The 10,106-nt window shown below is 59.3% G+C and carries 8 protein-coding genes; 3 read left to right on the top strand and 5 right to left on the bottom strand.

What is annotated here, in order from left to right:
* Positions 1-149 precede the first annotated feature (149 nt).
* A complete protein-coding gene (gene eutC / locus ACFFAR_RS14670; RefSeq protein WP_174363503.1) occupies positions 150-956 on the bottom strand; it encodes an ethanolamine ammonia-lyase subunit EutC in 807 nt (268 codons plus the stop codon).
* Positions 956-2,335, bottom strand: coding sequence for an ethanolamine ammonia-lyase subunit EutB (locus ACFFAR_RS14675; protein ID WP_174363504.1), 1,380 nt, complete (start codon positions 2,333-2,335; stop codon positions 956-958). Before ACFFAR_RS14675 ends, eutC begins: the two co-directional genes overlap by 1 nt.
* 159 nt (positions 2,336-2,494) lie before the next feature.
* Here ACFFAR_RS14675 and mnmH point away from each other — a divergent pair, with 159 nt between their 5' ends.
* From mnmH to ACFFAR_RS14690, 3 genes are all read left to right on the top strand, one after another.
* Positions 2,495-3,559: a tRNA 2-selenouridine(34) synthase MnmH gene (mnmH, locus tag ACFFAR_RS14680; RefSeq protein WP_174363505.1), complete on the top strand. Its 1,065-nt coding sequence runs from the start codon at positions 2,495-2,497 to the stop codon at positions 3,557-3,559.
* Positions 3,560-3,591: 32 nt separating this feature from the next.
* A complete protein-coding gene (locus ACFFAR_RS14685; protein ID WP_086381075.1) occupies positions 3,592-4,647 on the top strand; it encodes a permease in 1,056 nt (351 codons plus the stop codon).
* Positions 4,648-5,047: 400 nt separating this feature from the next.
* Positions 5,048-5,794, top strand: coding sequence for a hypothetical protein (locus ACFFAR_RS14690; RefSeq protein ID WP_174363506.1), 747 nt, complete (start codon positions 5,048-5,050; stop codon positions 5,792-5,794).
* 132 nt (positions 5,795-5,926) lie between these two features.
* Here the strand turns inward: ACFFAR_RS14690 and ACFFAR_RS14695 are convergent, their stop codons facing one another.
* The 3 genes from ACFFAR_RS14695 to ACFFAR_RS14705 form a co-directional block, all read right to left on the bottom strand.
* Positions 5,927-7,270: a TAXI family TRAP transporter solute-binding subunit gene (locus ACFFAR_RS14695; RefSeq protein WP_174363507.1), complete on the bottom strand. Its 1,344-nt coding sequence runs from the start codon at positions 7,268-7,270 to the stop codon at positions 5,927-5,929.
* Between the two features lie 547 nt (positions 7,271-7,817).
* Positions 7,818-9,452 carry an arylsulfatase gene (locus ACFFAR_RS14700; RefSeq protein WP_375508050.1) on the bottom strand — a complete coding sequence of 545 codons (1,635 nt, stop codon included), beginning with the start codon at positions 9,450-9,452 and terminating at the stop codon, positions 7,818-7,820.
* Positions 9,453-9,692: 240 nt separating this feature from the next.
* The coding region (locus tag ACFFAR_RS14705; protein WP_375508051.1) for a hypothetical protein at positions 9,693-10,106 on the bottom strand (414 nt) is incomplete at its 5' end.

Here is a 10,106-nt window from a genome sequence, read left to right on the forward strand (position 1 = left end):
TCATTTTCCTCGTGCTGTTCGTGATCTTCCTGGTCGTGGCTATCTCGGCAGGTTCACTGGTGCTCTAACGGCTCACACACAGCACGCGTAGTAACGAATCGGGGCGCCCGCCAAGGCGCCCCGATTCGTTTTTAACGCCACTCAAATCATCAGGCCGGCGGCAGCGTGGTGCGGTCGGACGCCGACAACAGCGCATCGCTATCGTCCTTGAGCCTGACGCCGGTCAGCTTCAGACGGACCGCTTCGTTGAGCAGGTAAAGCAGCTTGAACGCGGCGGCATCGTAGGGGAGACCTTCGGGCCGGACGTTCGAGATGCAGTTGCGCTCGGCATCGCTCCGGCCGGCTCGCGGCTCGTAAGTCAGGTACACGCCAAGGCTGTCGGGCGAACTCAAACCCGGCCGTTCGCCGATCAGCACGACTACGATCCGCGCCCGTAAAAGCTCACCGATACCGTCGCCCAGCGCCACCCGCGCCTGCCGCGCCACGACGACAGGACCGATGCGCACGCCATCCAGCTTCGAGCGCATGCGCTGCAGCAACGGCACGGCATGGCGCGTTGCAGCGTAGGCCGACAAGCCGTCGGCGACGACGAACACCACATCGAAACCCTTGCCTTCGTGATCGCGAAGACGTGCCGTACTTTCATCGTTGAGCTTGCGGCCCAGATCCGGGCGACGCAAATAATGATCGCGATCGGGCGCTGCGCTCTCGGCATCGAGCGTATCGAAACCGGCTTCTTGCAGTGCTGCATGCAGCGCGTCCACATCGAGCGGCTGATGCACGGCGTCACGAGCCTGCGCGTGCGATAAATTGAACGCAAGCAAGGGCGCCGTCGGCAGGCTGCTGCCGGCGCGGCCCAGCGCAATGCGCGCGTTCGTGAAACGGCGCAGCGCGTCCCACGGACTGGCGTTGGATGGCGCAGGCGCGTCATTTGGATCTGCGTCGGTATCGGCCATTACGTCGTGATCCATTCAAGCAAGGGTTGCGGTGCGGACGGGCTGAGCAGGGCGCCGCGTGTATCGATGATCTGCATCGATTCAAGCCATGCCTCGAACTCCGGGGCGCGGCGCAGCCCCAGCACATTGCGCACATATAACGCGTCATGAAACGATGTGCTTTGGTAGTTGAGCATGATGTCGTCAGCGCCCGGTACGCCCATGATGAAGTTGACGTTGGCTACGCCAAGCAGCGTGAGCAAGGTGTCCATGTCGTCGGAATCGGCTTCGGCGTGGTTCGTATAGCAGATGTCGCAACCCATCGGCACGCCGAGCAGCTTGCCGCAGAAATGATCTTCGAGACCGGCGCGAATGATCTGGCGTCCATCGTAGAGATACTCCGGGCCGATGAACCCCACCACCGTATTCACCAGCAACGGCTTGAACTTGCGGGCGACCGCATAGGCGCGAACTTCGCAGGTTTGCTGATCGACGCCGTGATGGGCATCGGCGGAAAGCGCGCTGCCCTGGCCGGTCTCGAAGTACATGAGGTTGTCGCCGACCGTACCGCGCTTCAGCGACAACCCCGCCTCATACGCTTCCTGCAGCAGCGCGAGCGACACGCCGAAACTCGCGTTGGCTTTTTCCGTGCCCGCGATCGACTGGAACACGAGATCCACGGGCGCGCCTTTCTCGATCGCAGCGATCGTGTTCGTCACATGGGTCAGCACGCAGGATTGCGTCGGGACTTCGTAGCGTTGCCGGAAGTCATCGATCATCATGAGCAGTGTCGTGATTGCATTGAGCGAATCCGATGCCGGATTGATGCCGATCACCGCATCCCCGCAGCCGTACATGAGCCCGTCGAGCATGGACGCGGCGATGCCCTTGACGTCGTCGGTGGGATGGTTCGGCTGCAGGCGCACGGACATGCGTCCGGGCAACCCGATGGTATTGCGAAAACGCGTGACCACCGGCCGTTTCTTGGCCGCGAGAATCAGGTCCTGATTGCGCATGAGTTTCGATACGGCGGCGACCATTTCCGGCGTGAGCCCGGGCGCGATGCGCACGAGCGCGGCGGTATCGGTGGTGTCGGCGAGCAGCCAGTTGCGGAAATCGCCCACCGTGAGATGCGATATCTCCGCGAAGGCCTGCGCGCAATGTTCGTCGATGATCAGCCGCGTCACCTCATCGCTTTCGTAAGGGATCACGGTTTCGCTGAGGAACGTGCGCAGCGGCACTTGCGCCAGCGCCATCTTCGCGGCGACGCGCTCTTCCTCGGTGGCGGCCGCGACGCCCGCAAGCTGATCGCCGGAGCGCTGCGGCGTGGCTCGGGCCAGCAGGGTTTTCAGGTCGTCGAAACGATACGTCCGATGACCGATGGTCTCGTTGTAGCTCATCGCGTGATCCTTGATTTCAGGGCGGCCATCCAATACTGAAGTATGCGACGTATCCGTGCATGGTCAAAAATGCGGACCATCCACTGTCCGTTTTGCCCATGCGATAATCCGAAACCTCCGGTTTGTCCACCGTATTTGTTCACTTTGTAGCGTCGCACCTTGAAAAACCTGCTTGTTCCGCTCGACCGGCTGGCCGATTTCGACGAAATAATCGACGTCCGCACACCACTCGAATTCACCGATGACCACATTCCGGGCGCGTTGAACGCGCCGGTGCTGAGCAACGAAGAGCGGGTGCACATCGGCACGATGTACAAGCAGGTTTCGCCCTTCGAAGCCGCCCGGGTGGGCGCGGCGCTGGTCGCGCGAAATATCGCGCGGTATCTGGATACGGTCTTCGCCGACCGGCCCCGCAATTGGCGCCCGCTGATTTATTGCTGGCGCGGCGGTACCCGGTCCGGCTCCATGACGACCATGTTCAACATGATCGGCTGGCAGGCGCGGCAACTGGAAGGCGGATACAAGACCTACCGGCGCGCGACGATCGAGACGCTCGAGCGTCTTCCGGCGGCGTTTCGCTATATCGCGCTGACGGGCCCGACAGGCAGCGGCAAGACGCGTTTGCTGCACGCTTTGAGCGTTGCCGGGGCGCAGACGCTCGACCTGGAGCAGCTTGCGGCGCATCGCGGATCGCTGCTCGGCGCGTTGCCTGGTGAGCTGCAGCCATCGCAGAAATGGTTCGATACGTTGCTGGTCGGCGCGCTGCGGGGCTTCGATGCGGCGCGGCCTGTGTTTGTCGAGGCGGAAAGCCGGCGGATCGGCGCGGTGGCGTTGCCGCTCGCGCTGGTGGACACGTTTCATCGCGGCGATTGCATTCAGGTCGAAGCAAGCCGAGACGACCGCGCCGCGTTCCTCCTGCATGATTACGCGCATCTGTTCCACGATCCCGACTTGTTCAAGCAGCAGTTATCGAAGCTGATCGGTTTGCATAGCCGGGAGCGGGTGCACCACTGGCACAAGCTGATCGATGAAAACCGGGGCCCCGAACTCGCTCGCGAACTGATCGACCAGCATTACGATCCCGCCTATACCCGCAGCAGCGGCGCGCATTTCACCGAGTTGCCGCGCGCTACGCGTGTGCTGTTCCGCCCGAATGACGCCGATGTCGTCGAGCAGGCGAGGGCGCTGCTCGCGCAGATCGAGACCTCCGCGAGCGCGGCGTGACACCTTATTTTTCTTAAAAACCAAGACCAACCATGCAATCCACTCTTCGACAACCCCGCGTAGCGGCCGGCTGGATCGTCTTCCTGCTGATCGCCGTCGTCGGCCTGTTCTACGTCAAATGGTTTCCGTACTACAACCGTGCGTTCGTTGCGGCTAGCCAGCATTCCATCGGTAAATCGATCCTGATGGGCACGGCCGCGAGTGCGCCCGAGCCGTCGTGGAAAGCGGCTATCGATTACGCGTTTGCGTACGGCAAGGCGATCTGGCAAGCGATGGTCCTGGGCCTCTTGCTCGGCTCCGCAGTGCAGGCGCTGATTCCGCCGCAATGGGTCGCGCGTGCGCTGGGAAAAAGCGGCTTTGGCAGCGTCGTGAACGGCGGCCTGATGTCACTGCCAGGCATGATGTGCACCTGCTGCGCGGCGCCTGTCGTCGCTGGCTTGCGTGCGCGTCAGGCGGCGCCGGGGGCGGCCATCGCGTTCTGGCTCGGCAATACCGTACTCAATCCGGCCACGCTGATTTTCATGGGCTTCGTGCTCGGCTGGCAATGGATGGGCTTGCGCCTAGCCCTGGGGGTCCTGATGGTGTTCGGGCTCGGCTACGCCGTGAACCGCATGGTGACGCCGAAGGAAGCAGAGGCGTCGCGCGGCGAGATGGCGAAGCTCGTGGCTGCCGAAGATCCGGGGACTGCGTTCACGCGCTGGGTTCGGATTCTCGGGCGCATGACCATCCGGCTGGTCCCCGAATACATCGTTCTCGTACTGGTGCTTGGGGCGGCGCGTGCGTGGTTGTTTCCGCATATCGGACCGAACATCGACAACAGCGTGTTGTGGATCGTCGGTCTTGCCATTGCCGGCACCTTATTCGTGATTCCGACGGCCGGCGAAGTGCCGATCATCCAGGCGATGCTCTCGCTCGGCATGTCCGTGGGGCCGGCAGGCGCGTTGTTGATGACGCTGCCGCCGATCAGCCTGCCGTCAGTTGCCATGCTGGGGCGCTCGTTTCCACCACGGGTATTGACGATGGTTGCAGTTGCCGTGGTCGGGTTCGGGGTCCTCGGGGGATTGCTGGCAGTGGCGCTGGGGTTCTGAATCTGGTTGGCGACACGGGGCGATTCCCGTCGCCTCGTTCAGCGTGGCTGCGTGCACCTGCAGCGGCGCGTGATCCCATCTGGCAACGAAACGGCTCAACGTGTGGCCTGTTTTTCCCGCGCACGCTTTCAGGCGTTAGCCCGACTTCAACATTGCCTGCAGTCCGCAACCGTCGCGACGGTCTGAGATAACAGCGCGATCTATGAGACCAAGGTCCCATAGATCGCGTGGAAATTATCGACAACAATAAGCTCGAATACGCCTGCTACGGTGCGTTGGATAAACGGCTGTTCGACTGTCGCGGTCAAAATCCGTTTCGCGGTGAGTGCGGGCTTTGCGTATCTGGACGTCATGGGACGTCGAACCAAGGGGGACGACTACTATGAAGCGCGGAATTTGCATGAGCGCACTCGTTGGCGTTGCTGCCGGATGTTCGGGTGTTGCAATGGCCGATACACCGCCGGGTAACGGCTGGCAGTTCCAGGCTACGCCGTATCTCTGGGTCGCAGGAATCAGCGGGTGGTCGCGCGTTGGAACACGCACGCCCACGGCAAACCTAGACGCGAGTTTTTCCGACGTCCTCAAAAATCTCAATTTCGGTGGAATGGGCTCTTTCGAAGCGCGCTACGGTCGATGGGGCGTAGTTGTCGACACGATCTACATCAAGGTATCCAAGACCTCCGATCCGCTGCTTGGCGGTGCACTCGGCACGTTGCGCCTTAAACTGAACGAAACGATACTCCAGGCCGCTGCAGCGTATCGAATAATCGACAGTCCGGTCATGCCGATCGATGTCCTGATTGGCGTGCGTTACGCTTATGTGGACGGTGACCTGTCCTACTCGGGTGGCCGGGTCTTTCCAGACGGCCGCAGTGGCGACAAAAGTGCAAACTGGACCGACGGCTTCCTGGCAGTCCGCGGCGCTTACATGTTCACGGATAAATGGTCTGTTTCGGGCTACGCCGACGCGGGGACGGGCGGAACCAAGCATTCGTGGCAGTTCCTCGGCGGCGTTGACTACAAATTCTCGAAAACCATCGTAGTGAAGCTGGGGTATCGAATCCTTAGTATGGACTACGAAAAACCGGAATTTCTCTACAACATCAAGACACAGGGTCCGTATGCGGGAGTCGGGATCCGGTTCTGACGTTGTGATTGGCACGTACCACCTCGTCAGGCGTAGCTGTCTTGCGCGAGGCATCGCTATAGTCAGCGTTGCATGACCCAGTACCGTTAGTGAATTCGTGCCGGTCAAGACGGTTTTGCCGGGAGCAATCGTTCACTTTTCAGCTCTTGTCGACACCTGGTCGATCCGAGCTCGTACGAAACCGATTGCCTGCTTGAGGTTGTATACGTCCTGAAGATAACGCTGCGGGATTGAGATCTCGTTTGCGTGAGCATCCAGATTTTGTATCTCGTCACGCCACTGGGCGATCTGATCAGCGGTCGGCCTATTGACTTTCCATATCTCGTCTTCCAGCGACTTGATCTCGCGGTACCAGATCACCAGCCGATTTTTTATCTGCCTCTCCGCCATGCGCGGCAATGCCTGCAGCAGCGCAAGCAGTAATGCCATGAAAGGCAGCAAGATCAGAAGCCGTCGTTCCACAAAGCTCGCCAACCAGAATGGCAGATATCGCTGAAGGATAGGTCTGCCTGATCTGAAGTAGCGTGTGCTTTCGTCCGACACCGGAAACTCTTCGGTGTTCGCGTTGGGGAACGTGTTCATAGGCGTGAAGTAGTCCTCGGCGCCGTGGACCCTCTTCGCAGCGTCGAGCAGCAGGTAAGTCAGCGCCGGGTGCAGGCTGTCCTTGGACACGAGAAGTGCGGTCGCGGCGAGCAGCGTCACATCGGCCTGAGGCAGGTCGTTGACGATACTCGTGGATGCTCGCGGAAAGATGACTTTCGAAAGAGCAGGGAACTTTTGCACCAACGCGTCGGCTTGCGCAAAATTCATCAGCTTCAGGCTGCTGTTCAGTAACGTCTGTTGCATCGTCCCATCGGGTCGGCCAATGAAGAAAGCTGCGTCGAGGCGCCCCGCGTTCAGTTCCTGATAGGCTTTGCCCGCGTCCATTTTCAGCAGCGCGGTATTAACCGCTGTGATGCCGCTGTAGGCGAGCAATTGCAGGGAAACATCAAGCAGGCCGCTGCCGGGAACGCCTATGGCAATGCGTTTGCCTCGTAGCTGTGCCAGGCGGTTGATGACCGGATCGCCGCGATAGAAAACCCAGATCGGCTCATAGGAGACTGCGGCGATGGTCTGGAGCCCGTCTGCTTCCTTGGCGGAGACGGTGCCTGACTGGACGAATCCCACCTCATAGTCGCTGCCAGGTTTGCTCAACCGCTGATAGTTCTCGATCGAACCGGAAGAACTGCGAATGTCGAGCACGATGCCATCCTGCTTCAGGATGGGGGCATAGCGATCTGCGAAGCCGCGATAGATGCCTCCGTCCGCGCCCGTCGTGATGACAATCGTCCGCTGGATGGCTGGCTTGATCACAATCGCAAAAGCCCAGCTCAGCACGGCCAGCGTGACCAGGGCGGCGGCGGCGAAAACGGTTCTTCTCTTGCGTGACAAGGGTGGCCTTCGGCTGCGTCGAAGCGCGGGATTCAATCTGGCCATGGTTCGGTTTTCCTCGTGACATCCTTGTGGTGAGGAGTTTCATACAGGGCCGCTTTCGACGATGACACTCGCGTCCGTCACGTCAAGGTTGTGGCTGCTAGCCTTGATGTCGGGTAGTTTCCGTTGCTCGGTACTTCGAATCTCTCGCGTGTAGCATGTGAGGATGCACGCGTTTATTCGAGCCTGGCGGGCTTTGGTAACGCTTCGACGCTTGCCCGGTTGTTACCGCAAGTAAGGGTCGGGCAATCAACGGGTCAAGCACGGCCGAAGCGACGGTCAAAAGGACGAGATCCAAAAAAGCCATCGATCCCGAAATCGAACGGCCCCACAAGCGAACGTCCGCCTCGCACGCCGGCGGAAATTAGAATGACGCCTCGCCCGATGCCGACGACAGTGCGGATGACGCAAACGTGGCGTGCGAATGGGTCGCCGTTGCGCAAGCCGTGCCGCGCTCAATCATGAAGTGCCGTCCGGACTGCGGCGGATCGCCAACGCAAAGGGTAGGTTGGCGCACCGCTCAGTCAACTGTGAAGGACATGAATGCACGTCATTTCCCCGCCCCTGCTGCACCCGACTGCATCTGCGCCAGCGCCTTTTCGATGCTCAACGATCCGGATTTTTGGCTGGGCGGAAACTGAACGAAGGATTGGAGGAACTGGCCCACAATTGCCACGCTGGGTATCATCACCCACAAATGTTCTCCCCACCATTTTCCATACAACATCGACTGGTCCTGATAACGCTCCCATGGATCTTGCCGGAGGTTCGTCACAAGAGGAACGTTGGTGGAGTCTTGAGAACCGGTGAACAGATTGCCCGTGATGGTTTTAAAGCTGATCTTCCACTCGTCGTACCTGACAGCCAGGAGATCTCCGCTGTCAGTAAAGTAAAAGAACTCGTGCCGCGGCGCCTCTGGAACATCGCCTTTGAAGAACGGCATGAAGTTGTAGCCATCGAGGTGGTTCTTGAAGGTCTTGTCGCCGACCTTCTTTCCCTTCAGGAGCTCATCCTTGACGTTGGGATCCCCTGCCGCGGCAAGCAGCGTCGGCATCCAGTCCTCTGCCGCAAAGATTGAATTGACAATGCTGCCGGGTTGAATGGCTCCGGGCCACTTCACGAGCAAGGGCACCCTGAAGCCGCCTTCATAGGTCGTTCCTTTCTCTCCCCGAAAGGGATGGTTACCGCCATCTGGCCACGTAAAGATTTCCGCGCCGTTATCGCTTGTAAAGATCACAATCGTATTGTCAGCAACGCCCAATTCGTCGATTTTGTTGAGAATCTGGCCTACTTCCCAGTCTAGTTCCATCATGCCATCCGCATAAAGTCCGTAGCCACTCTTGTCTTGCCATTTGGGAGAGAGGTGGGTCCAGACATGCATACGGGTGCTGTTGTGCCAGAGCAGGAATGGCTTGCCTGCTTTTACGGAGCGATCCATGAAGTCAGTCGATCGCCGTACCAATTCCTCATCGATGTCTTCCATATTGAACTTGGCCGTCGCGTCCATGCCCGGATGCGGCGGCAGCGGGCCGCCATCCTGGATTATTTGTTTTCCGACCTTCCCGAAGCGGGGGTCCACAGTAGTGTCATCCGTGTTGCTCGCTTTGCTGTCGATCATGTTGCGGGGGCCGAACTTTGCCCGGAAGTCCGGGTATCTAGGGGCTTTCGGATAGTCCCCCGCATACGGCTCTTCCATGGCATTCAAGTGATAAAGGATTCCGAAGAATTCATCGAAGCCATGCACTGTCGGGAGGTACTCGTTACGGTCTCCAAGGTGGTTCTTGCCGATTTGCGCCGTTGCATAGCCGTATGGCTTGAGGAGTTGTGCAATCGTCGGATCGGTGTCCTGAATACCCTGCTTGGCCGCCGGTAATCCTACAGCCAGGAGCCCTGTGCGAAAGGGAGTCTGTCCAAGAATGAACGCGGCGCGGCCCGCGGTACATGATTGCTGGGCATAGTAGTCGGTGAACAACGCGCCTTGCTTGGCAATGCGGTCAATATTGGGCGTGCTGCCGCCCAGCATTCCTCGATGGTACGCACTGATGTTCCACATGCCGACATCGTCGGCCATGATCACAACGATGTTGGGCTTTTTGCCTGGTTCCTGCGCACATACAGGCTGGACGGCCAGCGCTGCAACGAGAGGGAGAATCGTTTTTAGCCACTTCTGGAACCGAGGATTCATCGCTTTTCTCCGCGTTTCATTTTTAGGAATTGCGACTTCAGGATTGCGAACCCCCGGAAGCCAGTCATCGTAGGTCGATCTATCAAGCCCGGACACGTGCATTCTCGACAGCGGTCCTCCCGGGATGGTTCTTGAGTCTGCGTGCATTGCCTGAGGCGTGCAGCGCACGGCTTTATTTTCTCCGGGTTTGTTTTGTCAAGCAGTGCGACGGGAGTTCGGCGAAAGAACGAGTGCATGTTTTCACAGGTCGACACTTTGGCGACGAAAGCGGTCCTGCCGCAGCATCGAAACGAGCAAAACCGGCTGATATGGGAACATTAACGCGCTAATCAGGTTTGACACCATTGGACCTTGGTCCAATGGTATCGGCCAGCGCAAACATCCAATCTTGCTGGATGCGTCACTCAAGCCGGGAGAAGGCGCAATTACAACGGACGAGATCAAGTTGTGGAGGCAGTCGTGATTCGAAATCTCAAGCACAAGGTTGCAATTGCTGCCGTCGCGATGAGCACTATCGGTGCTGGGTCGGCGTTTGCCGTTTTTCAGCAGTTCCGAGGACCGGCAGCCCTCACCGTTGGCGATGGACGGATTGGTCCGAGAGATATGGTCTGGATACCACACGGACAGTTCTTGATGGGCAGCAATCACAGACAA

It is taken from the genome of uncultured Caballeronia sp., assembly GCF_964243625.1.
Taxonomy (GTDB): domain Bacteria; phylum Pseudomonadota; class Gammaproteobacteria; order Burkholderiales; family Burkholderiaceae; genus Caballeronia.

Coding starts and splice junctions, on each gene's coding strand:
- eutC (WP_174363503.1), bottom strand. CDS start 956: ATGGCCGATACCGACGCAGATCCAAATGACGCGCCTGCGCCATCCAAC.
- ACFFAR_RS14675 (WP_174363504.1), bottom strand. CDS start 2,335: ATGAGCTACAACGAGACCATCGGTCATCGGACGTATCGTTTCGACGAC.
- ACFFAR_RS14685 (WP_086381075.1), top strand. CDS start 3,592: ATGCAATCCACTCTTCGACAACCCCGCGTAGCGGCCGGCTGGATCGTC.
- ACFFAR_RS14690 (WP_174363506.1), top strand. CDS start 5,048: ATGAGCGCACTCGTTGGCGTTGCTGCCGGATGTTCGGGTGTTGCAATG.
- ACFFAR_RS14695 (WP_174363507.1), bottom strand. CDS start 7,270: ATGGCCAGATTGAATCCCGCGCTTCGACGCAGCCGAAGGCCACCCTTG.
- ACFFAR_RS14700 (WP_375508050.1), bottom strand. CDS start 9,452: ATGAATCCTCGGTTCCAGAAGTGGCTAAAAACGATTCTCCCTCTCGTT.